Origin of the sequence: Parasutterella muris (genome assembly GCF_009767915.1) — a bacterium.
GTDB classification, from domain to species: Bacteria; Pseudomonadota; Gammaproteobacteria; order Burkholderiales; family Burkholderiaceae_F; genus Parasutterella; species Parasutterella muris.
Genome location: NZ_WSRP01000017.1, coordinates 1 through 25,932 on the forward strand (window position 1 = coordinate 1; position 25,932 = coordinate 25,932).

Consider the following 25,932-nt stretch of genomic DNA (forward strand, 5'->3'; position numbering starts at 1 on the left):
TGAAACGCCTCCACGCCGATGATAGTGAGTTGTATTTCTTGCGAAAGTAGGTAGTCTCCGGGCTCTCCATTCTTAAAACCTCTTGCTGCGAATGCGGTGAGAGGTTTTATTTTGTCTGCGCGGAGGGGTAAAGAAAGATGAAACTCCGACGCTCGATCTGAGTGCCGGAGTTCTTAAACTCGCTTTTACGGTTAATTGCTTAGAAGAAACTAAGCGGCGAAGCCATATTCTTCAAAAGAGCAATCACGCTGTAAGCAGAAGAGAGACTGTTTTTCGGGTTTTCCGGGTCCGGCTTGGACTTGAAGAAAAGTTCCGAATGCATAATGTCATTTTCCAGTGTGATGCGGTGCGTGACTTCTTTGATGCCGGGACGGCTGATCAGGCGGACTTTGGCATCAGTGGCCCCGGAAGCAAGAGATGTCGCTACGGAGACATTGACGTTTCTCGGGAAACCGTGAATCGCATCATGTACGTCGCCGTCAAAAATCAGCTGCTCTTCAGTTGTGCTGACAGTTTTGCCTTCCATATAAGGCGTGCCGATATAGCTTTCAGGCGGTTTTACGCTTTCAATTCTGACTGTTGGATTGCCAATGACGCTGTAGGTTTCCATGACATCCAGGCCGCCGATTGCGCCGCTTGTCACATAGATATGTCTTTTATTCTGTTTCGCGATTTTGACAATATGGTCTCTGAAATTCTTTTCGTCGAGCGCGCCGACTGAAGAGATCACCAGGTCGGCTCCGGCTTCAAGGATTTCCTGAGCATGCTCTTCAACTGCAGAGATTCCCGCGAACTCAACAACAATGTCGGGGCCTAATTCGAGCATTTCGCTGACGTTTCTTGCCGCTCTTCCGCCGACTCGGCTGGCAAGTTCCACAGCGTGTTCATGGTGCTTTGCGCAAACAGTCGTGATGAAATAATCATTACCCAGATGGCGCAGCGCATTGATGCAGAACACCTGACTGACTGATCCGCAGCCTAAAATGGCGATTTTTTTCATTTCCAATCCAAGTTTTTTTGTTAACAGATTCCTTATTTTTACACATAAGGAAAGAAATAGAGTAATTGAATATTAGAAATTTTTTTGCCGATTTGGGCGTATAAAACTTTTTCCATATTCAGTCAGCTTTATTCCCGCCTTTTCAATACTTGCGGAAACTTCCGCGATGCACTCCTTGACTTCCTCGGAGAGTGCTCCTGCCGTTTTCGGCCAAAACACGCAGAAAGGAATCGTCAGAGGATCGCTGATCGGGATGGCTTTGCAGTCGTCGCTTACGCTAATCGCCGCAAGGGAGTCCGTTATGTGAACGCCCGCATTCCTTTTTACCATGCGCAGAGCGACTTGTGTAGACGATATCTCCCCCACAATCTGATCTTCTTCCAAGGAAGGAAGAAGCAGATCGCACAGTTTCCTCTCACGCATGTCGTGAGAAAGAAGAATAAAGTTCTCTTTAGCGTAATCCTCTCTTGAAACAACGTCTTTTTGTGAGAGAGGATTGTTTTTTGAACAGACAAGACGCAGAGGCAGCTCTGCGAGCACGCGCTTTTCCATATCGTCATGCTCACTTAAAAGCGTACCGAAACCGATATCAAACGGATGAGAATACTTTGAAAAGTAAATATCTCGACCGTTATGGATATCGAGCGTGACCCGCATATCCTTTTCGTGTCTTTTAAAGATTTTGACGATGGCAGGCAGAATGACATCACTGCAGTGGCGAGCGAGCACCGCTGCTCTCAGAAGTTTGCGTTTGCGTTTTCGGTGAGTCGGATAATCTTCCACGACTTTCCATGCGCGCATCGCTTCCATTGCTACTCGGTAAAACTCTGTGCCCTCGGAAGTCAAAGTGAGCGTTTTATTTCCTCGATCAAAGAGAACGATCCCTATACGCTCTTCAAGCTGGGATAAAACGCGGCTTGCCGCCGAAGGAGAAATGCCCAGTTTATTTGACGCGGCAAGCAGAGAACCCGTCTCAACCACAGCGCAGAAAATTTTTAATGCTTTAGATTTGATTTCCAATTTTGCAACTCGATGGATAACATTTGCACTTTACGTAATATAGCAGATGATTCACAATCTCATCATGTCGAGTTCATTCAACTCGGACAAGAAATGGGTTTTCCACCTCTGCAGTGCCGGGGTGGATTTTTTTGCCCTGCCTTTAAATTGTCTCGCTAAACGACTACTATGTATAGGTCAGTAAACATTGAACCGGTATAGCAGTGATTGAATTATCCGTTAGACATTTAAATGTCACATTACAGAACACACCAATTCTTAACGATGTCTCTTTAGATGTAGAGAACGGAGCTTTTGTCTGCATTGTCGGACCCAGCGGTGCCGGAAAGAGCACCCTGCTCAAGCAGCTCAATCGACTTGATCCCGGCAAAGTGGGCGGGGAAATTCTCTGGCGCGGACAGAATATTGACACCTACGATGTACATCAGCTTCGCAGACAAATTGCCTACACCTTCCAAAAGGCCGTTATGTTTGAAGGGACGACTGAGGAAAATATCAGGATGGCGCTTCAGTACGGTCCGAAGATGTCCCATCAGGAAACTGAGGAGCTTTATCAGCATGCGTTGGAGATCGCTGGAATTACGCCGAATATTCTTAAAACGCCTGCCTCCAGTCTTTCCGGGGGACAGCAGCAGCGTGTCGGCATTGCTCGGGTCATGATGATGGCGCCTCCGGTCCTTCTGTTAGACGAACCGACGGCCTCATTGGATGTGGAAACCAGCAATCATTTCTGCCAGACGCTCAAGCGTATGAAGGGACTTATCGGTATCAAGGACAATATCAAAAAGACCTTCCTGATGGTGACGCACCGTCTGGAAGAAGCGAAATTCCTGGGCGATAAGATTCTGATGCTCGAGGACGGAAAAGTGGTTGAGTATACGGACGCCGCTCAGTTCTTCACTTCACCGACAACAGAGCGCGGCAAAGCGTTCCTGAAAGCAGAAAACCTTTAAGACATCAACTGTCGCCATAGGGTTTACTATTTTTTCATAAACTATCGATCATTCCACAAGGACGATAATTATGAAAATCCTTCACACATCCGATTGGCATTTAGGCAGACGACTGTATGATTTCGACCGCTACGACGCGTTTGAACAGTTTCTGAGCTGGCTTCTGTCAACGATTGAAACAGAGAAAATTGACGCTTTAGTTGTTGCCGGCGATATCTTTGATACTTGCGTCCCGACGCACAGAAGCCAGGCGATGTACTACGACTTCTTGGCCCGTTTGGGCAAGACATGCTGCCGCCATGCTGTTATTGTCGGCGGCAATCATGACTCACCGACGCAGCTGAATGCCCCTCAAAATATTCTTAGTCATTTAGGTATTTATGTCGTCGGCGGAGCTGAAAGCGATCCTGCCAGGGAAATTGTAGAGCTAAGGGACGAGGAGGGAAAACTCGAAGGCGTTGTCTGCGCTATTCCTTATCTGAGAGAGCGTGACATTCTTCGGATCAAAGCTGACAGTCAGCTGAGCAGAGATGAAGAGATTGTCGCGGCGACTAAGGATCACTATGAGACGGTTGTTAAAAAAGCGGTGGAGACGATCGGTTCCAGCCGAGTTCCTCTGATCGCAACCGGTCATTTGATGACCGCAAATTCTAAAGTCGGTCATGATGAAAACGCGCTTTATATCGGTTCACTCGGTATTGTGCCTTCATCCGTGTTTCCGTCCGTCATTTCATATCTGGCATTAGGTCATATCCACAAAGCCCAGCTGATCGGCGGAGACAGAACGCGTAACTACAGCGGCGCTCCGATACCGTTTAATTTTGATGAAGCTTCTCACGCAAAGATCGTCCGCGTGGTGGAATTTGATAAAGAAAAGGTAAAAGCTGTCTCGGATCTTCCAGTTCCCTCTTTTGATCGTATTGTGACAGTACGCGGCAAACTCAGCGACATTGAAATTCAACTGGATCAAATTAAGGTCCTTAGTGAACAGAATCCGTCGCAGCCTGTTTTAGCTCAGATTATTCATGAAGACACTTCTTCGGCGACCAACTTAGTAGAAACCGTTCAAAGACTTATTGCAGGCACAAGCATTCAGGTGGTCCGTGTTGAAGATACTGCGCGCCGCTTTGCTTCGCTTGCCGAGGGAGAGAACGTTTTGACAATAGAGCAGCTTGATCCGATGAGCGTCTTTGACAAGCGGCTTGAGCAGGAAGAAGTCGAGGAAGAGATGCGGGAAAAACTCGTTGCGATATACCGCTCTGTTGTTGATATGGCGCAAATGGGGCAAAGCTTTGCCACTCCTTAACCGCAGCAGAGATCGTTCACTTTTATTCGGAATATCGGCATGAGAATCCATACGCTTAAATTAGAGAATCTGAATTCTATTCAAGGGCAATGGGAGATTAATTTCCTTGATGAATCCTATAAGGGCGGAATTTTTGCCATCACCGGCAAAACCGGCAGCGGCAAGACAACCGTGTTCGACGCGATTTGTCTTGCGCTTTACGGCCAAACTCCGCGCATCTCTTCTATCAGCAACACTTCTGATGAAGTAATGAATCGTCAGAGCGATCAGTGCTCTGCGGAGCTCATTTTTGAATCAGGCGGGCGCATTTTCAGATCCAAATGGAGCCACGCTCGCTCAAGAAGCGGTAAGAACGAAGAAAATTCGTCTGATGGGAAGAAATCTTTCGGAATTGTAAAGCTTTCGCTTGAAGAGCTTAAAGGGGGCACTTGGATGACTCTGGCATCCAAAGTTAAAGAGAAAGCTCAGGCGGTCAAGGAAGTACTCGGACTGGACTTTAATCAGTTCACACGATCTGTCCTGCTTGCTCAGGGACAATTCTCGGCTTTTCTGAACAGCGGAACAAACGACAAAGCCGATATTCTGGAAGAAATTACCGGTACAGAGATTTATAAGAAGATTTCGCAGGAAGTCTATATCAAGACCAGTCAGCTTAAAAAGCAGCTTGACGAAGAGAAAGAAAAATATGAAAAGTTTGAGATTCTGAGCGATGAGGAGCTCAAGCAGATCGAATCAGGGCTTGTAGAACTGGACAAAAAAATCGAAGAAGAAAAAAAACAAGCTTCTGCCTGTGATGCAAAGCTGGAAAAACTGAAAACACTTGCTGCATTAGAGAAGCGTTGCGAAGAGGCAAAAAACGCATTAGAAAAAATTGAAGCTCAAAAGGAAGGGTTTGATCGGCTGAGAGTAGAAAGGGATCGGGCAAGCGCAGCGGCCGTCATTAAACCGATCTATGACGCTTATGACGAAAGCCGACGCAATTTAAACTCGTCAGAAAAGCAGAAAAATCAGCTCGGTACGGAACTCTCAGAGCTGAAACCCAAACTTACGGTACTTGCGTCTGATCTCTCAGATGCATTGAAAAAGCTTCAGGACACAGAAAGCAAAGCCAAGAAAGATCAGGAGCTGTTTACTTGGGTTGATATTCAGGACGGGAAGATCCGTGAAGAAGCTAAGCAACTTCAGGCTGCGAAGGACGAACTCGAGGTAAGCCGCAAAGAGTACATGACTGCGCAGACAAAGCAGGCCGCATCTGAGAAAGAACTTTCTGATCAGAAAGCTAAAACCGCTCGAGCCGAAAGTTCATTTGCCGAGAAAAAGAATGATGCTCGTCTGTTCGACGAAAGCGACAGGCTTTCCGTGATTCGCAATACGCTTTCCGGACTGGAAACAGTGATCGCGCATGATGAAGACGAACGGACTAGGTTTAGCAAACTGCTTGAAAAGGCTGAAAAAGAAGCGGGAGAACTTGAGAAAATCACTCGGACAGCTATTTCCGCTGTTGCGGTAAAAACAAAGGAAATTGATTTGCTGAAAGACCACCGAACTGCGCTTTTGGAGGGTAAAACAACGGAAGAGCTTCAGGCGCAGCAGGAGCGGCTTGAGGCTCATCGCGCGGATCTTCTGACCTTGGACCAAAAGCGCTCAACTGCGGAAAAACTTGATACGGAAGTCCGTAAACATCGTGATGCGGTAAAGCAGCTTGATGTATTAGCCAAAGCAAAGGAAGCCGAGATTAACGAACTTTCGGCCAGATACAGCGTATTGGAAAAAAACGTTGACGCTAACGAAAAGCTCGTTGCGATTAATAAATGCATGAAGGAGCGAGCGGCCCTTGTCAGCGGAGAAGCCTGTCCTTTGTGCGGATCCGAACATCATCCTTATGCCGATCAGCTTCCTGCCGGTGTGGCTGAAGCCAAAGTCAAATTGGAAGAAGCTAAGACTGAACTTAAGCAGGCCAGCGAAGACCTCAGCAATAAGACAAAAGAAAATGCGGCTCTTATCGGACAAAAGAAAGCGGAAGAAGGTCAGCTGAAATCCCTTGAGGCTGAATGTCAAGCCGCATCCGAAGACTATGAAGAAGCCTGTAAGCGCGTTTTATCCGTACCTTCTCGGGAATGCGGAGCTGCCCGTATCACAGAGGAAAAGCAGAGGGTCGAGAACGAGATCGTCAAGCTGAAACAGATTAAGCGTGATTACGATAAGACGGTCTCTGAAGTTCAAAAGCAGGAAGCGGAATTAAACCTGCTGAAGGAAAAAAAGACCAGAGCCGATAGCGAGCTTGCCGCAAAGAAAGCAGAGAAGAATACGATCAGTACTCAGCTTCAGCAGCTGGGTAAGGCTCTGTCGGATAATCGAGATAAACTGCAGGACAGCAGGGTTCTTTTTATCAGGGACTTTAGTGCTTACTCGCTGGAAAAGGCAGAGGAAATTACCGCGTCGTTCATCGAAAGGCTTTTGGAGCGGGGCAACGCTTACAACAGGAGCGTCGTCCAATTAAACGAACAGAAGTCAAAAGAAGACAAAATGTCCGGCGTTCTGGAAGTGTTGAAAACGCAGGCAGCGAAACTTCTTAAGGAAGTGAACGATAAAAGCGATAAAGTTCAGACGCTTCAAAAGGTTTATGACCAAAGCTGCGGTGAGCGCAAATCCCGGTTCGGAGAAAAGAGTGTCTCACAGGAGCGGCAAAAGGCCGAACAGGCGCTGAAGCAGGCAAAAGACAATGTGGCCATGCTTCAGGAGCAGAAAGCCGCTGCTGATACGGATTGGGCAACTAAGACAGGACGGCTTGAAGCGGTAGAAAAGGCGCTTAATGAATTGACGCTTCAGACGCACAAATCTGCAGGTGAGTGGGCTCAGGCACTTATTGATAAAGCCTTCGAGAGTCAGCAGGCATGGAAGTCTTCCTGGAAATCCGAAGCGGATTTAGAACTGCTGAAAAAGAAGATTAAAGATTTTGAGGATCTTCAGCTTTCAGCGACTGCGTCACTTAAAACGTCTGCAGAGAATTTGGAAAGTCACAAGGCGGATTGCCCGAAAGAGACAGAGCGAGCGGAGATTGAACGCCAAAGAGTTGACCTTAGAAAAGAGATCGATCAGAACAACGAAGAGATTGGTCGCCTTAAATCGCTGAAGGATCGCGACGCAGAGAATCGTCAGAAAGCGGCTGCAGCACAAAAAGCGGCAAAAAATCTGGAAAGTGAATACGCTTTGTGGGCAAAGCTCTGCGATTTAATCGGACAAGCAGACGGCGGAAAATACAATAGGTTTGTTCAGGACCTGGTGCTGGTTCAGCTTTTAGAGTGCGCCAATGCCGAACTGAAGAAGCTGAACAGCCGCTTCTATTTGAGTTCGACCAAGGGTAAAAATCTGGAAATCAGTGTCGTGGATACGGCGCTCGGCGGCGTTATCAGGCCGTCGGCCAATCTTTCCGGCGGCGAAACCTTTATTGTGAGTCTTTCGCTTGCGCTCGGTCTTTCAAAGATGGCAAGCAACAATATCCAGATTGATTCGCTCTTTCTTGACGAAGGGTTTGGCACACTAGACTCTGAATCTTTGGAAAAAGCGCTCAGCGTTTTGGGCCAAATCAATCAGGATAAACTCGTCGGAATTATTTCACACGTCGGCGAAGTACAGGAGCGCCTGCCGATTGTGATCCGCGTGGAAACCTCATCGGTTCCCGGAGTTTCAACACTTCAGGGACCGGGCGTAAAGCGAATCGGCTGATTTCTTTGATTTAACCCTATTGCAGCCGATGAAATAATTCACGTCAGTGACATTGAACAGCTTCGCATTATCGGAGAAACTATAGAACATTCGGGCTCTTCTTAATACAGAGCCCGAAATTTAAACATGTTGACAGCTCTTTAAAATAATGCCTAAGCTGTTTCAGGCTTAGCTTGTTCATTAGTTACCGCCGTTGCTAGCTATGTTATTAGTAAAAGAGGAAAGGAGAAGATGGAACACTTATCACAAGCACTCCGGCAGTCCGTTTCTCAGAATAAAGAAATGCAGGAATGTTTGCTCGGAACGATTGACAAAATGGCGGACGGATTGATCGCAGAGAACAGGCAGGCTCGCTCTTCTATTGGTAAATCCTGTACCGGTATTTCTGTTTGCGATGATAACCAACGAGAATTTGTGAAAGCTGATGCTTTCACAAAAGATCTTTTGGCAAAGACCAAAGACAGCAAGATCACAGATGAAAAAAATTCTTCGTTAGATTTACAGAACTGGACTTGCTTACGGGTTCATGTAAAGTTTCACTCGAAAACGAAGGGCCGGAAGAGCGAATCAACGGACAAATCAGCGATCCCTTACTCTCTAACCAAAACACCCCGTACGTGCAGGCATTTGCTCTTGGGAAAGCGCTTCAAGTGAAAGGAAAAGCAACCCTTTCAGAAGAAGGAGAAATCACGAAACTGTTTATTAATGATGCTGTTGCATCAGAGTAAAAATAGGCCCAAAATTTCCCTTTTTTGACTCTCAATGTAAGAACTTCGGAAGTTTTGAGTTTAAATTCAGCGGGACATTTTTTGAGCAGAAGATGTCCCGCTTATCGTTTTTTTGCCTACAATCCCTCCAAAAAGGGGAGAATATGCAATTAACACAGAATCAGGCAACCTTGATCGGCTGCACCGCGCCGATATTCTGGGGGCTGTCTGTCTCGCTGGTTCGGTTGATTTCCGATACGATCGGAATCGGATTGGGCCTGGCAATCAATTACCTCATTGCCTTCGTTTTTGTGTGGTTCGCTTTCGGTTTTCCAAGATTTAGCCGCCTCCCTCTGAAATACTATATTTTCGGTCTGGGTTCCGCGATCGGTACCTCTCTGACTTTTGCGATCTCACTATCCATCTCCAGCAGCGGGACTCAGGCAATGGAAGTCGGAATGGTTAATTACCTTTGGCCCTCTCTCACGATTTTCTTTGCTGTGCTTTTTAACGGTCAGAAGGCAAAGTGGTGGATCTCCATCGGAGTGGCACTCGCGATTTACGGGATCTGTATGGTGCTCTCCGGCTGTATTCTTGTCGACTTCGCAAGCATGTGGGATCATGTAAAAACTAATCCGCTGGCTTACTTCCTGGCACTCTGGGCCGCAATATTCTGGGCGGCGTATTCGAATTTCACAAGAGCATGGGCTAACGGGGAAAATCCTACGACCGTCATTTTCGGTCTGAATATGCTGATTTTTAATTCGATTTGGTTGCTTGATCTCGCTCCGAGCAGAGAATTCAGCATGAAGGGGCTTGGGATTGTCATACTGACAGCGATGGTGATGGGAGGCGCGTACGGCCTGTGGACCTTTGGTGTGCAGAAGGGAAAAATCGCAATTATGGCGATCGCTTCTTACTTCACGCCGGTCCTGTCCTGCGTGTTTGCGTCTTTTCTCATCGGGGCATCGCTGAACCACGCCTTCTGGGCCGGAGTGGCAGTTGTTGTTGCCGGCTCCTTCGTCTGTTGGGCTGCTACCAGAGATTGAAATTAAGAAGATTTAAAAAATATTAAGAAGATTTTTTAAATACGGTTCTTTGACGCCCTACAATTATTTAACACCTTCATAAGGAGCCGCTATTTATGAAAAATCTTATCGCTGCATCGCTTCTTTTTAGTTTTGCCGCTGTTTCTCAGGCGCACTTCGGCAGTGTGATCCCGGATAAACAGATCGTTGAAGATCAGAAAGACAGCACGGTCACCCTCACAGCCGCTTTTAATCATCCGATGGAACAAAGCGGTATGAACATGGCCAAGCCGAAGAATCTTTCTGTGATTGTTGACGGCAGGAAGACCGATCTGACCGATACACTGAAGCCTGCAAAAGTATTGGATAAGGACGCTTGGATTACACAGTACAAAGTGATTCGTCCGGGCCTGTATGAATTTGTTCTTGAGCCGCAGCCTTATTGGGAGCCTGCCGAAGACAAATTCATTATGCACTACACCAAGGTTATGGTCCCGGCTTACGGTGTAGAAGACGGTTGGGAAATCCCCGCCGGGCTCAAGACTGAAATCATTCCGCTGACCCGTCCTTTCGGCAACTATGTCGGCAATATTTTCCGCGGTAAGGTCGTTGTTGACGGCAAACCTGCGGCAAACGTTCCGGTTGAAGTCGAGTACTACAACGTAGATAAGCGCGTTAAAGCGCCCAATGACATCTTTATCACACAGGTTGTGATGACCGACGATCAGGGAACTTTCTCGTACTCTGTTCCCTGGGAAGGCTGGTGGGGTTTTGCCGCGCTTAGCGAGGCCGACTACAAGATTAAGCATGAGGGTGTCGATAAACCGGTAGAAATCGGTGCGGTACTCTGGACTGAATTTGTGACGCCTTCGTTTAAATAATGCATATCGCTGAGGGAGTGTTATCCGCGCCGGTTTTGATTGCCGGTGCGGCAGCGGCCGCAGTAGGCGTCGCTTACGGTCTGAGAAAGATTCAAACGGATCATCTGATGCTGGCAGGATTTCTCGGAGCCGTGTTTTTCGTCGCAAGTCTGATTCACGTGCCGGTCGGTTTTTCCAGTGCGCATCTGATTATGAACGGATTGATCGGGGCAGTCCTCGGCGCGGCGGCTTTTCCTGTTATTTTCGTTGCGCTGCTTCTGCAGGCAGTTCTTTTCCAATTCGGCGGTTTTACGGTTCTGGGCGTGAACACTGCGACAATGGGCCTTGGGGCGGCAGCCGCCGGCCTAATCTTTCATTGGATCAGCGGTAAAAGCGCCGATAGGCATTTAAAAGCGGCCGGTTTTGCTGCCGGCTTTTGCGGCGTGCTGATTTCGGGACTTTTAACGGCGCTTGCGCTCGCCTTCACCAGCGAGGGATTTGTGGCTGCGGCTTGGGCGATTTTCTTCTCCAATCTTCCTATCATGATTGTGGAGGGAATTATTACGGCTATCGCTGTGGTATACATCAGAAAAAGTGATCCCGGAGTCTTTGATGAACATCGTTAAACTGATTTACGGAGCCGCGGCTTTGATCGCCGTCGCGGCAGCGGGCTCGGCTCAGGCGCATAGGCTGAATGTGTTTGCTTATCCTCAGGCTGATCAGGTATGCGCGGAAGCGAAATTCGCAAATGGCGCGCCTGCGCGCGGAGCTGAAGTTAACTTTATCAACGACGCGGGAGAATCCGTTCTTAAAGCGGTAACCTCCGATGAAGGCAAAGTCTGTATTGCGCTTCCCGCCAGATTTAAGGCCGCTCCGCTGACGGTTGTCGTGAACGCGGGAGAGGGACATCAGAATCGATGGAAAATCAGCAGAGAAGAGTTTTCCGGAGCGGAAGCCTCTAAAGAACCGCTTCTTCTGACGTATGAGCCGAAGAAAACGGATAGCGTCACTTCTTCGGATCCGAAACTTTACACACAGAAGGATTTAGACAACGCGGTTCGGCTTGCCAAAGAAGATCAGGAGACAAAAGTGATTGTTCCGCTTCGCCGTGAGCTTGCTCAAGCTCAAAATCCTGAGATTTCTTTGAGAGATATTGTCGGCGGTCTCGGCTGGCTTATCGGACTTGGCGGAATCTTTGCATGGCTGAGCGCAAGACGGAAAAAATAATGGACGCGAGGACATTTACGCCCGCCGCAAGAATATTGAGCGCATTTATTTTTGCGGCTCCGGTGTCTGTCCTTCCTAATTGCGAAAGTGCTTTTGCCGCCCTGGTCTTTGCGCTCTCCGCGGTTTTATTTTTCAAACCGAACGCGTCTCACTTTGTGAAACGCGCCGTCCAAATCAATATTTTTATTCTTTTCATTTGGCTTCTGACGCCTTGGACAACGCCGGGTGAACCGCTTTGGGGCTGGGTTACAAAGCAGGGCGTTGAATTATCCGCATTGGTGACAATTAAAGCGAATGCGCTCTTTATGATTTTCATTACGCTTGTCAGCAGTCTGAGTTTTTCTCAGCTTGCCTATGGATTCCATAAGATAGGATTCTCTGACAAACTGGTGGCGATTATTTTGTTCTGTGCCCGCGGTATCGATATTTTTGAAAAAGAGTATCGCCAGATGGTTGAAGCCGCAAAACTCCGCGGTTTTGTGCTGAAAGCGGATCGAAGAACATACCGAACAGTCGCGGCGATGATTTCTCTTCTTTTCGCAAAGGCTGTTCGCCGCAGTCGAGTGCTGGACGAAGCGATGAAACTTCGCGGTTTCAACGGTAAAATCCGAACACTGAATGTATACCCGTCCACACGGACGGATGTTTTTATGACGGCGCTTTTTTGTGCCGCGGCTATTCTTCTGAGTGTGTACGGATGGACGATTTAGAAAACCGGGTGGTTTTAGAAATTAAAAATCTGAGCTTTTCCTATCCTGACGGAGAGGAACTTCTGAGCGGCTTAAATTTCCGTCTCGAGAAGGGCTGCAGTGCAGGAATATGGAGCCCGAACGGGACCGGTAAAACTTCACTTTTTAAAATCATCACCGGTTTATTAAAAGCCAAGAGCGGAGAAATTCTGCTCTATGGAAAATCCGTACAGACGGAAGAAGACTTCCGGGCGCTTAGGCTGAAAGTGGGATTTGTGCTCCAGCATCCCGATGATCAGCTTTTCTTTCCGGAGGTGATTGATGATGTGGCGTTTGGCCCGCTGAACGAAGGTTTATCAGAGGAGGAAGCTTGGGTACGGGCGCATGAAACGCTGGTCTCTCTAGGTATTGAACATTTGGAGCATTCTCTGAGTTTTGAGCTCTCGGGCGGACAGAAAAAACTTGTGACGCTGGCGGCGGCTCTTTCGATGAAACCGGACGTTCTTCTGCTGGATGAACCCACGAACGGGCTGGACGCGGCAGCAAGAAAGCGCCTTATTGAGATTATTAATCGCTTTGAGGGTGAGAAGATCATCATCAGTCATGATCCGGACATGCTGGCCGAGACCTGCAGCCGCTTCTTTACGATTACCGATAAAAAGCTTTCTGAGATTAAAGCGCCTCAGATCCATGAGCATCGTCATAGTCATTTCTTCGGCGCAGAACAGCATTCCCATAATTAGCAGGGATTGGTTTTGGAAGAATCCGATTCTGTAGGATAAAACCTATCTCAATTGTCACGAAGAAAAATGTCGGATTTCACAATTAAAAAAGTCTGCGGCGACAACCCTTATCGAGCGGCTGTCCGTCGTATTTACATGCAGTCCTTTCCGCTCTTTGAACGAGTTTCTCTTGAGCCCTTCTTTACCTGCTCTGTGAACGGAGCAGAGATGTTCGTGCTGCTTCGGGAAAATGAAGCGGAAGCTTTCTTCTGTACATTAAAAAGAGGACGTTTCTTTTATCTTTTTTATATCGCGGTTGATGAGAAAAAACGGGGCAGAGGCATTGGAAGCGACGTAATCAAAGCCGCAATCGAGATGGCAGCAGGCAAAGTCATCTTTCTTGACTGCGAAGGCATTTATCCGGGATGCACGGATCGGGCCAAGCGTGTGAAGCGTTTATGTTTTTACCGTAAAAACGGTTTTAGAGAGGTTGGCGGTCTGCACGAGTGGCGCGGAGAAAAGTTTGTGACGCTTGTTCATGGCGATGCCGAAATCTCAGAAGAGGATATTCAGGACTTTTGGCGCGTGTTTGGAAAACTCTGGGATTCAGAGGACGTGGTCGGTGATTTGGATAAAGTCTAAAGAGAGCGTCTGTCTTGGTACTTAGGCACCAAAACGGATGAACAAGAACGCTATAAAGCAATACTCAATATAAACTTTACAGCGATACAAAAGAGATGAGTAAATGACAGAAACCGGCATTGTGAAAGAATTTAAACGTTATATTGAAACCATTGAAGAAGCTGTTGAAGACGGTCTTGGTAGAGAGAATCCGAGCAACTTTAAAAGAGACGCACTGAAACCCTTTTCTCCGCATGAAAGAAAGCTGATTGCCGAAGAGATAAAAGAGCAGAAAAAACAGCTTTAACAGATTTTTGATGTTTCGCCGGGAACGGACTCGACCGGACATATGAGTGATCGATATTCTCGGCGATATTCTTGAAAAACACCTGAAATAAACGGGTGCTTTTACCTATAATTTCAAGCAAATATTCATTTTTGACAATGAGCGGCCTCATTGGTACGGAATTTAAAAATGATGAAATCCCTTCTTTTAGCTTTAGCAGCAGTTCCCTTGTGCGTATTCGCTTCTGATCAGGCGCCGAAGTGCGATGCTGAAGGCGGTCAGGCGTGTTTTGAGGCGGCGATTGAATATCATCGCGCTCAAGCCTATGACAAAGCGCTTTTGTGTGCGGAAAAATCCTGCATGGAAGGCCACGGCGGCGGATGCTTCTATCTTGGTTTTGCTCGTCAGCAGAAAGGGGAGCATGCGCAGTCCAATCCGTTTTATGAAAAGGCCTGCTCGGCCGGGTATGCCGCAGGCTGCCTGTCGCTTGGAAATAATTATCGCCTCGGCCTCGGTGCAGAGGTTTCAGAAGAGAAGTCCCGCGCCTATTATCAGCGCGCGTGCGATCTCGGTGAGGAGCTCGGATGCTCGCATCTGAAGCCGCATGCAGGCTCAATGCACTAAGAATAAATTTCGAAAGGATGCCTTTTATGTTTAATGTCAAACCACTTTGCGCCGCTTTGGTTTTAGGCGCCGGTTTTTCTGCCTCGGCATATGCGGAAACTGATGTCTATCATCATGCGTTTGACGCGTTGGGTACGGTGGTCACAACGCAGTTTAAGACGGAGAGCCAGGAGAAAGCCGATTACTGTGAGAAGGTGACAGAAGACGAAGTCAATCGACTTGAACTTCTGCTATCCGCTTATAAGCCCGACAGTGACTTATCTCGTTTAGGCGCGGCCAAAGGCGAGTGGATCAAAATTTCCAAAGACACGGCGGATATTTTGGAGAGGACCAAAGAAGTCTGCGCGATGACTCATGGCGCGCTCGATCCGACCGTCGGCACTCTGGTCAAACTTTGGAGCGTCGACCATGACAATCACCGCGTACCGAGTGATAAAGAAATTGCGGAGGCACTTCCGAAAGTTGACTGGACCAAGATAGAAGTAAAGAAAGAGGGCGATCAGTATTACGGAAAGATCGGGGCAGGTCAGGAAATAACGCTTGGCGCGACCGGCAAAGGTTTTATCGCGGATAAAGTGATTGAGAAACTCAGAGCGGCCGGCTGTAAAGACGCGCTCATCAGTCTTGGCGGCAATGTGATCACAAGCGGGACGAACTACAGCGGCAATCCTTGGCTGATTGGTCTGCAGGAGCCCGATCTCAAGAGAGGCGGATATTTTGCGGCGGTCCCTTCTCGCGACGAATCGGTTGTGACGAGCGGCGACTACGAGAAGTTTTTTATTAAAGACGGAAAGAAATATCATCACATTTTGGATCCGCGGACGGGACGTCCGGTTCCCGCGACCTTGTCTTCCGTGTCGATTATTCATAAGAACTCGGCTTATGCCGACGGCTTATGCACTTCTCTTTTTGTGATGGGCTGGCAGGGCGCGATTGATTTTCTGAGAGCGCATCCGGAACTTAAAGCCGTATTGGTGGATGAGCCGCTGAAAACCGTTGTGTACACACCGAATTTGGACGACGAGATCAAGTTCACTAATGAGAACTTTAGGATCGGTGTGATTGAGCCGTTAGAAGCGGATAAGGGCCAAAAGGCGAGTGAACCGAAAGCAGGCGATCAGAAGTAGCGAGTCAAGATTTTCTGATTAAAGAAAGGATCAGGCCGGAGATGTTTTCCGGTCTGATCTTTTTTTGTTTGACGAAAAGGCGCACTCAGAAGAGCCTTTGGAGAAAAAAATAAAGCGGCCGCTTCGACAGTGACCGCTTTACGCAGATATCAGATTAAAGGTTTACTTTTTCTGAGCTGAAGCACCCGATACGGCTTGAGCCGGTGCTGCTTTAGTTGCCGGAGCCGGAGCGGCAGCGGGTTTTGCAGCAGGAGCGCTGGCGCCGGATACTGACTGAGCAGGCGCTGCCGCAGGAGCGGACTTCACAGTGTTGGAAGCGGCACCGATCGGCTCTTTAGTCTTCTGATAGAGTTCCTGAGCGATCTTAGCTGCGTCCTTGGACTGGTTAACCGTCTGAGTATTGCCGGTTGAAGCGCCGCTGACAGAAGACGGGTTGTAAGGCTGAGCGTCTTTCTGAAGCTGTTCGGGTGTCAGATTGGCGGGCGGCATCGGGCTTGCGCTTGAGGAAGCGTCTACCGGGAAGAGCCAAGCTTCATCGAGATTCGGGTATGTGCCGTTATCTTTGATGTAAGCGTCAATCTTTGTGTAATTGTGACCTACGTCCTTATGGCAGGCGAGGCAGTCAAGTGTTTGGTTTTGGTAAAGAGCATGCCAAGCGCCGATTGAAGGATTGTTTTTATCCCACATTCTGGAGAGGTCATGACAGCCTCTGCAGGTGTGATAGTTCGTTTCGCGGAACCATTGTATTTCGCCGGCTTCGATACCGGGGCGCTGCTGCATCCAGAGTGTCGGGGTACTGAAGTTTCCAATGATTTGTCCGAAAGCGCTGTGAGAAGCGGCGACCACTTTATGACCGAGCAGGCTGATATAGCCGATTGGTCCGAGAGTGTTTTCGGAGGCGTTATACAAGTGGCAGTCGGAGCAGTCGGCGGTTTTGCCGCTCGCGGTACGCGCATGTGAGCCCTGTTTCCATGCGTATGCGACACCGTTCATTGTGTGGCATCCGGTGCTGCAGAATTTCTCGGATCCGAGCCAGTTAACCGCAGAAACCAGTCCGCAGACGGAGAGGATGCCGCAGATAAATGCCGCGCAGAGGATCCAGAATAGTGTCCACTTTGTTTTGAGAGTGATCATAATGTTCCCCAACTCCGAGGCGTCTCATAAAGCCTGAGGCGCCCGGAAATGTTCTGCGGTGCCGAGAGGCACCGCATCAGCCGTAAGGCTTAGAAGGACGTTGCCATACCTACAACAGCTGTGTAGCCGTCGAGGTCGGATCCGTCGAGAGCCTTATAGGCGTTGCCGTAAGCAACTCCGCCGTAAAGCAGAGTTCTCTTGGAGAGCGGATACGTGTATGCAGAGCCGACAGACCATGCGCTGTATTTCGTACCGTCGTCCTTGATCTTGCCCTTAACACCGTTGAGCTGCAGCATCAGGTTGCCGCCCCAAAGCGGTGTTGCCACAGAGATAGAAGCCGCGTTCTGGTTTGCTCCCTTGGTGTAGGAAGAAGCGGCAGAAGCTCCGGAGGTTGCGCTTGCAGAAGTGGAAGCGCCCGAAGATGCGTTAACCGGGAACTGGTTGTAGTTCGGCATTCTTGTTGCGTGCTGTGTGTACTGATATGCGCCGTACAGTGTGAAGCTGCCGAAGTCATAAGAAGCGCCCGCCGTGATGATATTTGTTTTATCGATCTTAGTGGTGTTGCCCTTATGGTCTTCCATTTCGTACATCAGGTTCGAATTGAAGTTACCGACATCGTATGTCATACCGAGGCCGTAGTAGTGGGAGTTCTTAGACCACTTATCGGTATCGGAGCTGACGCCGTTGGAGTACATGACTGTGAACTGCAGACCGTTCCATTCCTGGGTGCGGTATGCGATGGAGTTATTCTGCCATCCGGTCAGATAGAAGACGCCCTGAAGGTCACCGATCACAGACATGCCTGTACCGATAGCGCTTCCGCCGAGCATACTGTAGTCACCGTCACCGGAGGAGAGGCCGCCCTGACGACCGAATGTTAAACGGCCCCAATGTCCCTGCAGACCGAGGAAAGCCTGATTATTAAAGCCGCCTGATGAGGAAGTGGAGTGGTTAGTCGCGATGGACTCGCCGTTGTTCAGTCTGAAGGCCTGCTGCAATGTAAAGATGACCGCATTGCCGTTGCCGATATCTTCGACACCTTTGATACCCCAGCTGGTCCAATACCAGTTGCCGCTTGTCAGTTCAACTGTTGCGGACTTACCTTTTGTCTTGTGCAGTTTGATACCGGCGTCCAATTCACCGAAGAGTGTGATGGAAGAAGTTGTCGCATCCATCGGGATATTTGCGATCGCGGAGCTTGCGTGGCTCACGTTAATGGAGTGGCCGGAGTGGCCGCGTCCGAAAGCAACGCCTCTTGCGTGTCTCTGAGGACCCGAGCGGAAGCGAACGCCTTTAGTTGCTGTGGAACTGTCTTGGGCCGCCGCAGCTTCGGTGGCGCCGGAAGTTGTATCTGTTTCAGCAGCAGATACGTAAAAAGCCGGGACTAAAGCAGCTGAAATCGTCAGCGCTAATAATGTCTTTTTTGTCATATCAACACCTGCACTTAAAACTACTGGGTTAAAAATCGTTGGAACTTTTATTCCATGGGGACAGTGTAGGAAGCGACATCTTTTGTAAGTACTAACCCGACCCTAATTTAGGTTGTAAAAATTGGTTTCCTTATTAAATATTTAATCAAGATTTAACTAATCAATATGCGTATATTCCCTGAGGGTGAAGTGTTCTACGTAAGAAATACTTAAGAATTTAATCAAGTTTAAGAAAACTCTGAATGAGGAAAAATTTCTTGGAAATGTTGCTTTTTTGCAACGGATTTGCTTTTATGCAGATAAATTTTTTACAGGAAGCAAAATTTTAGGATTCAGTCGCCTTGGTTTAGCCGCGGGCAGAAACAATTGACATTAGAGAAAGCCTTTGGCTTCTTAGCCCGTTTTTAGCTCTTTAGTGTACGCAGTCTGAGAGGAAGGAGAGGGCGAATATTGGGTTAAAAGGAGTATTTTCTCGGAGGTGTTGTTTTGGTTATCGACAGAAGCGGTTTTGGAGAGGATTTTAAGGTTTAGATGGAGGAGAATTTTTGACATTTCGTTGTTTATTCCTAAATTCTTGTCGGGCATTCTCTGATTTCCGCTGAATCTTCCTGAAGCTGCACAAAATATTTTCAAATTTGGATCAGATATTTCACAAGTGCTGTTTCTGCAGTGGCGCCGGTGTCGTCAATTTTTGTCTTCGAAATTTTGAGAATAGGTTTGCCGTCGGCTGTTGTAATTGTGTTTGCAGTGTCGTATTGAATTGCACTTCGGGATGGCGAAGAACATGACAAAATTTCACGGCTTACACCTGGATTTCTGGATTGCAATCAAACTAATCAATTTTTTTGTCTTTAAATTTGAAACTGTCCCTTGGCTGCTCTGTCATTATTTAGGAGCCAAAGTTGGTTCCTAAATAGGGACCATTTTGTTTGAAACTCAATGCAAACCAATGAAACCCAATGTTAGCCAATGACATAACTTAATAAGGAGAGTCGCTCGGCGTTATTGGAGTCACAGATATTCAGCGATTTACGATAAGCAGAGAATTAAGAGGGGGGTGGCGGAGAGAGTGGGATTTGAACCCACGATACGGTATAACCGTATACCGGATTTCGAGTCCGGCGCATTCGACCACTCTGCCATCTCTCCAGAGAAAAGCGATTCTAACATAAATATAGAAGAGCATAGAATGTCAAGAACTCATTGCTCCGGAAAGTCAGGTCGTACCCATTGGAAGACTTTTAGGATATGATCAGGAGGCAATCGCAACAGTTGTGTGGGTATGAAAATGTTGTAATTGTGTTGCAAGCAAATCATGGATCAAGATTTGAATTTATGATTCTTGGAAAGAATTCCAGACAAGTTACAGAGAAGACTGGAATTCGACTGGTAGGTTTTAAACTCCAAAAAAGTTCTTTAAAAATTAGTCTAAACATCTTATACCATACTTAAGGAGTTCCCCGCGCGAGCAGGGTTGAACCGCTTTGCTCCAGCAGGTCAACGTATTCAACGATTGAGTTCCCCGTGCGAGCGGGGTTGAACCGAGTCTTCCGACCAGATGCTTATCATTTGTTTGGGCTGCTGTTCGCACAGTGCGGCCTTATTCATGTATTCGGAGAGCATTTCAATATTCTTTGTCCAGAGGTTTTTACCTCTCTCGACAATGTAGTTTTTGGCTCTGTCCCCATCTGCCGGATCAACTTTTTGCCTCATTTTTTTCTCCAGAGTTTCTTCGACCCTCGTGAGCAGCGGGAGTGTCTTCGAAGATGCCTGCTCCAGATACTTGGACAAGTGCAGAGGGGCTGACAACCACCGAATCAAATTCAGTGGGACACACCTAGTTTTCTTCAACTGTTCAGCAGATATCCTTCAGATTACAGCTCAAGTCAGAGTCATTCAGACGAGAGCTGTCATCTATATTCATGGAGTTATTCGTTGTCGTGCGGAAAGATTTCCAATTTTCATTTCCGGACAACATTTCAAGACCTTCCCCGATCACCTTATGGAATAGGTAAAACGGATACGCTGGCTCTTTTTTCTTGTTAAAAGCGACCGTTATTTGCCCATTCTGTAGACTCTGAATTGGTAAACCCCGGTATCGCCACTAAAATTAGTAAGTTAACAAAACATTATTAAACTTACTGCCCTTAGGCAATACGGGTGAAGAGAATGGAACTCGATCTGACCGGAAGAATTATTTCAATCGTTCTGCTCATTCTAGCCAGCGGATACTTTTCAATGGCGGAAATTTCTTTGGCCGCCTCTCCAAAAGTGAAACTGCATCAGGCACTGGAAAACGGAGATAAAAGGGCACAGCAGGTGCTCGATCTTCAGGTAAAACCGGGGCCGTTCTTTTCTGTAATCCAGATCGGCCTGAACGCGATCGCAATTCTCGGCGGTATCATTGGTGAGACCGTGTTCTCGCCGTACTTCGAAATGTTTTTCCGCCTGTTTCTCTCGCCGGAACTTTCTTCGTCTCTCGGATTCTTCTGCTCGTTCTTTACGATCACGATGATCTTTGTTTTGTTCGCCGACCTGATTCCTAAACGAATAGGTCTGAATAAACCGGTTGCGATTTCTTTGTCGCTGATCCGCTCTATGCTTTTCCTGATCTGGATCTTCAAACCTTTTGTTCTCATGCTAACAGGTATGAGCAATGCGATCCTTAAAATAATGGGGCTGCCGATAAAAAACGAAACGACAATTACCAGTGAGGACATTATCGCAACGGTCGGCGCCGGTACCGAGGCGGGACTGCTCGACAGAAATGAACAGGAAGCGATTGAAAATGTGATGTCGCTGGAAGACCGTTTGGTCACGAGCGCTATGACTACGCGGGATTCTGTGATCTACTTCGGACTGAATGACACGTTCGAAAAGATCAGACCGCTTATCGAAAAAAATCCGCACAGTAAATATCTGGTCTGCGATTCAACTGTGGACCGGATTATAGGTTACGTGGATTCTAAAGATTTACTGTGCAGGGCGCTTGAAAATGAAAAATTCTCACTGAAAGAAAAAGGACTGATTAAAACTATCGCGATTGTTCCGGATTCATTATCTTTGTCCGAAGTTCTTGAAACTTTCAAAAAGCAGGGCAGGGACTTTGCCGCAGTGGTTAACGAATATGCGCTGACTGTAGGCGTCATCACTTTGAGCGACGTGATGAGTACGGTCATGGGCAGCCTCGTTCAAACGGAAGAAAACGGCTATATCGTTCAGCGAGACGACGGAACCTGGCTGATGGACGGTTTGACCCCGATCGAAGAGGTGGAGAGAACGTTTGAAATCGAAAAGATGCCGGAAGAAGAAACCTACGAAACTATGGCGGGCTTCATGATGTACATGCTGAGAAAGATTCCGAAACTGACGGATAAAGTGGATTTCGGCGGTTATCGCTTTGAAGTTATTGACGTGGATATGAACCGAATCGACCAAATTCTGGTCACAAAACTTCCGAAGGAGCCGGATCAGCCAGACTAATTTGAAGAAAGCCGCTTCGCGCGGCTTTCAGTTTAAGCTGTGAAAATTCCGTAAATGAGCGTACCGACCAAAAGGGCGCAAAGAATGGAGACAAGCCAAATCCAAATTGAAGTTTTAGGTGGCTTTTCCATCACTTCAAGCGTTGTCAGACATTTGGGACAGCGAGTCGCAGTCACGTGTCCGTCTTCAACAACAGCCTTTGGGATGATAGGACTTCCGCAGTGCGGACACTTCACTCGCAGATCGACGGCGGCTCCAGAGGTTGCTGCAAGCCTCTTATCCCGGTGATACAGACGAATCGCAAACGGAGCATCCTCAATGACGCTGAATTCGACAATATCCTTTAGAAGCGGTTCATAGCCGGGATCGAGCTGATTGGCGTCAAAAGTGAAGGTTCTTCCGCCTCCGCAGCTGATCGTTCCGTAATTTCCGTCATCGAGAATTTCGGTGATAACGCCTTTCAGGACAGGGTTCTCTGAATTTTTAATCTGCTCAGTCATATTTTATTCATAAGAGGTACAGCGCTTTTGCGCGATGCCTCCCTCTTTTCAGTTAATGATTCATTATCCTTCGATTTGTTCGTTTTCGGAATCGGTCGCATCCAAAGTAGGTTGTGAGACAAAAGAATTTCCGGGCTCATTTTACGGATAAAATTTTTGTCTATAACTCTCTCTCAAAAAGAACTAACAAAATGGAATTAACCTTCGGAATCCTGCTTTTTTGTATCGCTGCTTTCTTTGTGGCGGGATTTATCGACTCTATCGCAGGCGGCGCCGGTTTTGTGACCGCGCCTTCGCTACTGCTGGTCGGTATGCCTCCTCATATGGCACTCGGTACCGGAAAACTTGCCACAAGTATCGGTTCTCTCGTTGCGCTCTGGACTTTCTGGAGAGGCGGACTTATTCTGATGAAGATTGTTCCGATCGGAATACTCTCATCCATGATCGGAGCCTCGCTCGGCGCTTACTGCGCGCTTCAGATCGCGAGCGCGACAATGGGCAAAGTGATTGTGGTCATGCTGCCGCTCGGTATTCTTTTTACGATCCTTACGGGCGGCTTTAAGCTTGATGAAGGCGAGCTTCCCAAAAAATTCTTCTGGACCAAGGTCACGCTGATCGGGCTTTTGATTGGCTTTTACGAAGGATTTTTCGGGCCCGGCGCGGGAACCTTCTTCTTAATCGCGCTTCATGTGTTTCTTCGTATGGGCATGGTTCAGGCTTCCGGTACTGCGAAGGCTTTCAACATTGCCGCCAACTTTGCCGCTTTCTGCACATTTGCGACGGGTGACTGTGTTTCTTATCAGGTCGCTATTCCGTGCGCTATCGCGAGCATGATCGGTAATCGTGTCGGCGCTTACTACGCCATTAAGATCGGCGGCAAGTTTGTGAGAAATATTCTTTATGTGGTACTTGCGGTTCTGATGGTTTCTTTGGTGTATCGCTTCTTCATTGCGTCTTAGCGCAGGATATAAACAAAAATAAAGGCCGCCTAATCAGCGGCTTTTATTTATTTCTCATGCGCTCAATTTGCCTGCGGTTCTTCGGTCGGCTGATGGTTCCTTGTTACGATTTGTTTTTAAAAAAAGGAGCACAACCATATGACCGACATGACAGTTGTCAATATTTCCGCGATTCAGGCGGTCGCGTTAGCGTCAGTGACTTACTACTTTGGCGTTTGGGTCAGACGCCGCGTGAATATTCTGGAAAGATTTTCCATCCCGACTCCGGTTGTCGGCGGTATGCTGGTCGCTTTTGTGCTTTCCGCGCTGGAAGGATTTGGAATCTGCGCCTTTAAATTTGATACATCGCTGCAGACGCTTCTGATGCTGGCGTTCTTTACCACGATCGGTCTGGTCGCAAGTCTTAAGGTGGTTTTTGAAGGCGGGAAACTTTTGGTTGGTTTTTTAATCGCCGTCACCATTTTGTGCTTGCTTCAAAATCTTATGGGCATGGGCTTAGCCGATTGGTTGGGACTGGACTTCCACTATGGTCTGCTGGCGGGTTCCGTTTCTATGATGGGCGGGCTTGGAACCGCGGCTGCGTTCGGACCGTATTTTGAGCAGACTTATCACATTGTGGGCGGAACAGCGGCCGCGATTACCGCGGCGACGTTCGGCATGGTGATCGCGCTCATCATCGGCGCGCCTTTCAGCCAGTGGCTGATTCGCCGCTATAAGGTTCAAACGCCGAAAGCGGTCGGAAGACCGGAGCCCGAATTAAAGATTCCGGAAGACATTGACACCGCCGTTGTGGACGACACGTCCCCCACTTATACGCCCGAGCTTCTTAAAGCGGGAACCATTGTGGCCGTGTGTATGGCGTTCGGTACGATTCTGTCCATGTTTATGGGTCAGTTTATCACGCTGCCTGCATACATCGGTTCGATGATCGTCGCCGCAATTGTCCGCAATATCGGAGATTTCAGCGGCAAATATACTGTTGAAGGGAAGGGACTGAACACCATCGCGGAAATGAGTCTTGTGCTCTTTGTGACAATGGCGATTAACGGATTAAAGCTGCACGAGCTGGTTCATCTGGCGGTGCCGCTCATGATTATTTTGGCGGCCCAGACCGTTTTAATGCTTGCCTTTGCCTGGGGCGTTTTCTTCATGCTGTTTGGAAAGACTTACGACGCCGTGATGCTGTGCGCAGGCGGTATCGGATTTTCAATGGGCGCGACCGCCAACGGCTTAGCCAATATGCAGGCAATCGCTGAGAAATACGGCTCGAGCCCCAAAGCGTGGCTGATTGTGAGCTTAGTCGGCGCGTTCCTGATTGACTTGATCAATGCGCTGATGATTACCTGGATGGCGACCTGGTAAACGATCATGAAACGGAATGTTGCGAATTAAGAGTACTGTTACGAACGCATAAGAAAAACCAGGACTTGACTGGAAAAATAAATTGAAAATTCGTTAAAGGCCGAATTGATTCAATAAAATACAACCGTGTTCTAGGAAAGGAACATACCATTTACTTTAATTCGTTTAGGAGTATTACCAATGAAGAAGATTGTTCTCTTGCTCGCCAGCATCGGTTTAATGACAGCCGCTCAGGCCGCCTACAAAGACGGTACATACGAAGGCGAAGGTGATGGCAACCACGGCAAGATCACAGTTTCCGTAGACGTTAAGGGCGGCAAGATCGCTAACGTTAAGGTTCTGAAGCACACAGAAACCGACATGATCATTCAGGCCCCGATCGACAACATGATTCCTGAAATCGTTAAGAAGAACGGTGTTGACGGTGTTGAAACTGTTGCCGGTGCAACAAACTCTTCTAAAGGTATTCAGCAGGCTGTTAAGAACGCCCTTGCTAAAGCTCAGTAATTTGAGTTAGACCTCTTTCGATGAATCCGGATTCTCACGAATCCGGATTTTTTTCGTCTTTATCTCTAGTTTCGGGAAGAATCTGTTAATCTACTTAAACGAATAAAACATAAAGGGAGCTGCCATGCAGGAGAGCGACGGAAATCAGCCGACAGCAGAGACTCCGAGAAATACGATACTTATTGTTGACGATGTCGAATTAAATCGCGACGTGCTTTCAATCATGTTCTCTCAAAATCACGAAGTGCTTTTTGCGGAGAGCGGACCTGAGGCGATTGAAATCATACAGAAGCAGTCCAATAGCATCTGCGCGATTCTGCTTGACTATTTGATGCCCGGGATGGACGGTCTGACATTTTTGAAGACTGTTCGCGGTCGGGGGCTTATTGACGATATTCCGGTATTTTTGATTACAGCTTCGCTTGAGCACGATGTTGTGCATCGAGCTTACGATTTGGGCGTGATGGATTATATTCAGCGGCCGATTTCTCCCTTTATCGTGCAGCGCAGAATTGAGAATGTGATTGAGCTGTATCGGACGCGCATACAGTATGCCCGACTTTTAAAATCGCAGAAGCATCTTCTTGAGCGTCTGCAGGCTGCTGAGGACCCAGCTCCGGATATTATGTTCTAGAGAAGAGCATGTAATAAATTCGGCCGC

General features: G+C 47.8%; 25 protein-coding genes, 1 tRNA gene and 1 pseudogene. 20 read left to right on the forward strand and 7 right to left on the reverse strand.

The window, feature by feature from the left end; all coding sequences use genetic code 11:
* Positions 1-199: 199 nt before the first annotated feature.
* Both E5987_RS06495 and E5987_RS06500 read right to left on the reverse strand, forming a co-directional pair.
* A complete protein-coding gene (locus E5987_RS06495) occupies positions 200-1,000 on the reverse strand; it encodes an aspartate dehydrogenase domain-containing protein (protein WP_160335288.1) in 801 nt (266 codons plus the stop codon).
* Positions 1,001-1,072: 72 nt separating this feature from the next.
* A complete protein-coding gene (locus E5987_RS06500; protein WP_160335289.1) occupies positions 1,073-2,020 on the reverse strand; it encodes a LysR family transcriptional regulator in 948 nt (315 codons plus the stop codon).
* A gap of 203 nt (positions 2,021-2,223) precedes the next feature.
* Here E5987_RS06500 and E5987_RS06505 point away from each other — a divergent pair, with 203 nt between their 5' ends.
* The 15 genes and pseudogenes from E5987_RS06505 (at position 2,224) to E5987_RS06570 (ending at position 15,896) form a co-directional block, all read left to right on the forward strand.
* A complete protein-coding gene (locus E5987_RS06505; protein WP_160335290.1) occupies positions 2,224-2,973 on the forward strand; it encodes an ABC transporter ATP-binding protein in 750 nt (249 codons plus the stop codon).
* A 70-nt stretch (positions 2,974-3,043) separates the two neighbouring features.
* Complete coding sequence (locus tag E5987_RS06510; protein ID WP_160335291.1) at positions 3,044-4,279, forward strand: exonuclease SbcCD subunit D C-terminal domain-containing protein; 1,236 nt, start codon at positions 3,044-3,046, stop codon at positions 4,277-4,279.
* Positions 4,280-4,318: 39 nt separating this feature from the next.
* Entirely contained in the window at positions 4,319-8,005 is a 3,687-nt protein-coding gene (locus tag E5987_RS06515; protein ID WP_160335292.1) for an AAA family ATPase, read from the forward strand.
* A 174-nt stretch (positions 8,006-8,179) separates the two neighbouring features.
* A pseudogene (locus E5987_RS13585) lies at positions 8,180-8,437 on the forward strand (DUF7946 domain-containing protein); the annotation flags it as partial.
* An 80-nt stretch (positions 8,438-8,517) separates the two neighbouring features.
* Positions 8,518-8,733, forward strand: a complete 216-nt coding sequence (locus E5987_RS13590) for a DUF7947 five-stranded beta-barrel domain-containing protein (RefSeq protein WP_443094411.1) — start codon at positions 8,518-8,520, stop codon at positions 8,731-8,733.
* 143 nt (positions 8,734-8,876) lie between these two features.
* The gene (gene yddG / locus E5987_RS06525) at positions 8,877-9,761 is read left to right on the forward strand and encodes an aromatic amino acid DMT transporter YddG (RefSeq protein WP_160335294.1); all 885 of its coding nucleotides are present in this window, start codon (positions 8,877-8,879) and stop codon (positions 9,759-9,761) included.
* 95 nt (positions 9,762-9,856) lie between these two features.
* Entirely contained in the window at positions 9,857-10,621 is a 765-nt protein-coding gene (locus E5987_RS06530) for a DUF4198 domain-containing protein (protein ID WP_160335295.1), read from the forward strand.
* The gene (gene cbiM / locus E5987_RS06535) at positions 10,621-11,226 is read left to right on the forward strand and encodes a cobalt transporter CbiM (RefSeq protein ID WP_160335296.1); all 606 of its coding nucleotides are present in this window, start codon (positions 10,621-10,623) and stop codon (positions 11,224-11,226) included. Before E5987_RS06530 ends, cbiM begins: the two co-directional genes overlap by 1 nt.
* Positions 11,213-11,827, forward strand: a complete 615-nt coding sequence (locus E5987_RS06540; RefSeq protein ID WP_237178752.1) for a hypothetical protein — start codon at positions 11,213-11,215, stop codon at positions 11,825-11,827. The genes cbiM and E5987_RS06540 overlap by 14 nt, the downstream gene beginning before the upstream one ends.
* The gene (locus E5987_RS06545) at positions 11,800-12,537 is read left to right on the forward strand and encodes an energy-coupling factor transporter transmembrane component T family protein (RefSeq protein ID WP_202074566.1); all 738 of its coding nucleotides are present in this window, start codon (positions 11,800-11,802) and stop codon (positions 12,535-12,537) included. The genes E5987_RS06540 and E5987_RS06545 overlap by 28 nt, the downstream gene beginning before the upstream one ends.
* Positions 12,525-13,259 (forward strand): energy-coupling factor ABC transporter ATP-binding protein, encoded by a 735-nt coding sequence (locus tag E5987_RS06550; protein WP_160335297.1) that lies wholly within the window; start codon positions 12,525-12,527, stop codon positions 13,257-13,259. Before E5987_RS06545 ends, E5987_RS06550 begins: the two co-directional genes overlap by 13 nt.
* A 66-nt stretch (positions 13,260-13,325) precedes the next feature.
* Entirely contained in the window at positions 13,326-13,880 is a 555-nt protein-coding gene (locus tag E5987_RS06555; protein ID WP_160335298.1) for a GNAT family N-acetyltransferase, read from the forward strand.
* Between the two features lie 103 nt (positions 13,881-13,983).
* Complete coding sequence (locus E5987_RS06560; RefSeq protein WP_160335299.1) at positions 13,984-14,166, forward strand: hypothetical protein; 183 nt, start codon at positions 13,984-13,986, stop codon at positions 14,164-14,166.
* 168 nt (positions 14,167-14,334) lie between these two features.
* A complete protein-coding gene (locus tag E5987_RS06565; RefSeq protein WP_160335300.1) occupies positions 14,335-14,769 on the forward strand; it encodes a tetratricopeptide repeat protein in 435 nt (144 codons plus the stop codon).
* A gap of 26 nt (positions 14,770-14,795) precedes the next feature.
* Positions 14,796-15,896 carry an FAD:protein FMN transferase gene (locus E5987_RS06570; RefSeq protein WP_160335301.1) on the forward strand — a complete coding sequence of 367 codons (1,101 nt, stop codon included), beginning with the start codon at positions 14,796-14,798 and terminating at the stop codon, positions 15,894-15,896.
* Positions 15,897-16,058: 162 nt separating this feature from the next.
* Here E5987_RS06570 and E5987_RS06575 read toward each other — a convergent pair whose 3' ends face one another.
* The 4 genes from E5987_RS06575 to E5987_RS06590 form a co-directional block, all read right to left on the reverse strand.
* The gene (locus tag E5987_RS06575) at positions 16,059-17,030 is read right to left on the reverse strand and encodes a cytochrome c3 family protein (protein ID WP_160335302.1); all 972 of its coding nucleotides are present in this window, start codon (positions 17,028-17,030) and stop codon (positions 16,059-16,061) included.
* Between the two features lie 89 nt (positions 17,031-17,119).
* The gene (locus E5987_RS06580; RefSeq protein ID WP_202074567.1) at positions 17,120-18,460 is read right to left on the reverse strand and encodes a porin; all 1,341 of its coding nucleotides are present in this window, start codon (positions 18,458-18,460) and stop codon (positions 17,120-17,122) included.
* A 1,058-nt stretch (positions 18,461-19,518) separates the two neighbouring features.
* Positions 19,519-19,609, reverse strand: a tRNA-Ser gene (locus E5987_RS06585).
* Positions 19,610-19,966: 357 nt separating this feature from the next.
* The gene (locus tag E5987_RS06590) at positions 19,967-20,173 is read right to left on the reverse strand and encodes a hypothetical protein (protein WP_160335303.1); all 207 of its coding nucleotides are present in this window, start codon (positions 20,171-20,173) and stop codon (positions 19,967-19,969) included.
* A gap of 456 nt (positions 20,174-20,629) precedes the next feature.
* Between E5987_RS06590 and paeA the strand changes: the two genes are divergently transcribed.
* Positions 20,630-21,943: a polyamine export protein PaeA gene (paeA, locus tag E5987_RS06595; RefSeq protein ID WP_160335304.1), complete on the forward strand. Its 1,314-nt coding sequence runs from the start codon at positions 20,630-20,632 to the stop codon at positions 21,941-21,943.
* 32 nt (positions 21,944-21,975) lie between these two features.
* Here the strand turns inward: paeA and E5987_RS06600 are convergent, their stop codons facing one another.
* Complete coding sequence (locus E5987_RS06600; protein ID WP_160335305.1) at positions 21,976-22,443, reverse strand: zinc ribbon domain-containing protein; 468 nt, start codon at positions 22,441-22,443, stop codon at positions 21,976-21,978.
* 191 nt (positions 22,444-22,634) lie between these two features.
* Between E5987_RS06600 and E5987_RS06605 the strand changes: the two genes are divergently transcribed.
* The 4 genes from E5987_RS06605 (at position 22,635) to E5987_RS06620 (ending at position 25,905) form a co-directional block, all read left to right on the forward strand.
* A complete protein-coding gene (locus E5987_RS06605; RefSeq protein WP_160335306.1) occupies positions 22,635-23,402 on the forward strand; it encodes a sulfite exporter TauE/SafE family protein in 768 nt (255 codons plus the stop codon).
* A 138-nt stretch (positions 23,403-23,540) separates the two neighbouring features.
* The gene (gene gltS / locus E5987_RS06610) at positions 23,541-24,764 is read left to right on the forward strand and encodes a sodium/glutamate symporter (RefSeq protein WP_160335307.1); all 1,224 of its coding nucleotides are present in this window, start codon (positions 23,541-23,543) and stop codon (positions 24,762-24,764) included.
* Positions 24,765-24,944: 180 nt separating this feature from the next.
* Complete coding sequence (locus E5987_RS06615; protein ID WP_160335308.1) at positions 24,945-25,271, forward strand: FMN-binding protein; 327 nt, start codon at positions 24,945-24,947, stop codon at positions 25,269-25,271.
* A 124-nt stretch (positions 25,272-25,395) separates the two neighbouring features.
* Complete coding sequence (locus E5987_RS06620) at positions 25,396-25,905, forward strand: response regulator (protein WP_160335309.1); 510 nt, start codon at positions 25,396-25,398, stop codon at positions 25,903-25,905.
* Positions 25,906-25,932 lie beyond the last annotated feature (27 nt).

What these genes read in the sequence shown, in the direction of transcription:
- E5987_RS06495 (WP_160335288.1), bottom strand. Translation starts at nt 1,000, where the DNA reads ATGAAAAAAATCGCCATTTTAGGCTGCGGATCAGTCAGTCAGGTGTTC.
- paeA (WP_160335304.1), top strand. Translation starts at nt 20,630, where the DNA reads ATGGAACTCGATCTGACCGGAAGAATTATTTCAATCGTTCTGCTCATT.
- E5987_RS06600 (WP_160335305.1), bottom strand. Translation starts at nt 22,443, where the DNA reads ATGACTGAGCAGATTAAAAATTCAGAGAACCCTGTCCTGAAAGGCGTT.
- E5987_RS06570 (WP_160335301.1), top strand. Translation starts at nt 14,796, where the DNA reads ATGTTTAATGTCAAACCACTTTGCGCCGCTTTGGTTTTAGGCGCCGGT.
- E5987_RS06515 (WP_160335292.1), top strand. Translation starts at nt 4,319, where the DNA reads ATGAGAATCCATACGCTTAAATTAGAGAATCTGAATTCTATTCAAGGG.
- E5987_RS06545 (WP_202074566.1), top strand. Translation starts at nt 11,800, where the DNA reads ATGGCTGAGCGCAAGACGGAAAAAATAATGGACGCGAGGACATTTACG.
- E5987_RS06540 (WP_237178752.1), top strand. Translation starts at nt 11,213, where the DNA reads ATGAACATCGTTAAACTGATTTACGGAGCCGCGGCTTTGATCGCCGTC.
- E5987_RS06580 (WP_202074567.1), bottom strand. Translation starts at nt 18,460, where the DNA reads ATGACAAAAAAGACATTATTAGCGCTGACGATTTCAGCTGCTTTAGTC.
- E5987_RS06575 (WP_160335302.1), bottom strand. Translation starts at nt 17,030, where the DNA reads ATGATCACTCTCAAAACAAAGTGGACACTATTCTGGATCCTCTGCGCG.
- E5987_RS06530 (WP_160335295.1), top strand. Translation starts at nt 9,857, where the DNA reads ATGAAAAATCTTATCGCTGCATCGCTTCTTTTTAGTTTTGCCGCTGTT.
- E5987_RS06620 (WP_160335309.1), top strand. Translation starts at nt 25,396, where the DNA reads ATGCAGGAGAGCGACGGAAATCAGCCGACAGCAGAGACTCCGAGAAAT.
- E5987_RS06605 (WP_160335306.1), top strand. Translation starts at nt 22,635, where the DNA reads ATGGAATTAACCTTCGGAATCCTGCTTTTTTGTATCGCTGCTTTCTTT.
- yddG (WP_160335294.1), top strand. Translation starts at nt 8,877, where the DNA reads ATGCAATTAACACAGAATCAGGCAACCTTGATCGGCTGCACCGCGCCG.
- E5987_RS06615 (WP_160335308.1), top strand. Translation starts at nt 24,945, where the DNA reads ATGAAGAAGATTGTTCTCTTGCTCGCCAGCATCGGTTTAATGACAGCC.
- E5987_RS06510 (WP_160335291.1), top strand. Translation starts at nt 3,044, where the DNA reads ATGAAAATCCTTCACACATCCGATTGGCATTTAGGCAGACGACTGTAT.
- E5987_RS06550 (WP_160335297.1), top strand. Translation starts at nt 12,525, where the DNA reads ATGGACGATTTAGAAAACCGGGTGGTTTTAGAAATTAAAAATCTGAGC.
- E5987_RS06565 (WP_160335300.1), top strand. Translation starts at nt 14,335, where the DNA reads ATGATGAAATCCCTTCTTTTAGCTTTAGCAGCAGTTCCCTTGTGCGTA.
- E5987_RS06590 (WP_160335303.1), bottom strand. Translation starts at nt 20,173, where the DNA reads ATGAGGCAAAAAGTTGATCCGGCAGATGGGGACAGAGCCAAAAACTAC.
- gltS (WP_160335307.1), top strand. Translation starts at nt 23,541, where the DNA reads ATGACCGACATGACAGTTGTCAATATTTCCGCGATTCAGGCGGTCGCG.
- cbiM (WP_160335296.1), top strand. Translation starts at nt 10,621, where the DNA reads ATGCATATCGCTGAGGGAGTGTTATCCGCGCCGGTTTTGATTGCCGGT.
- E5987_RS06560 (WP_160335299.1), top strand. Translation starts at nt 13,984, where the DNA reads ATGACAGAAACCGGCATTGTGAAAGAATTTAAACGTTATATTGAAACC.
- E5987_RS06555 (WP_160335298.1), top strand. Translation starts at nt 13,326, where the DNA reads ATGTCGGATTTCACAATTAAAAAAGTCTGCGGCGACAACCCTTATCGA.